General features: G+C 53.4%; 1 pseudogene. It reads right to left on the reverse strand.

The features are described 5' to 3' along the window. Nucleotides 1-251 (reverse strand): annotated as a pseudogene (locus HBA93_RS22355) (hypothetical protein); the annotation flags it as partial.

Here is a 251-nt window from a genome sequence, read left to right on the forward strand (position 1 = left end):
AAATTTCAAATCGGATAGTTCCGGCTCACTATAAGCAGGTGATTCTGTAAGGCTGATGTCAGCGGGAATAAGGCCGGAGTTTTTAACAGCCGGACTAAGCTCATCAAGAAAACTGGCAAAGAATCGGGCATCGTAGCGGCGGGTATGGCCAGGCGGCGTTATCGCCCGCGCCACATAGCGGAGCTGCGATAAATCAGGCAGATGCTGATTGCGGGCAAAACCCTCCCACGGGTGCGTCTGAGCCATCTCAT

Origin of the sequence: Ochrobactrum sp. SFR4 (genome assembly GCF_019730395.1) — a bacterium.
Lineage (GTDB): Bacteria > Pseudomonadota > Alphaproteobacteria > Rhizobiales > Rhizobiaceae > Pseudochrobactrum.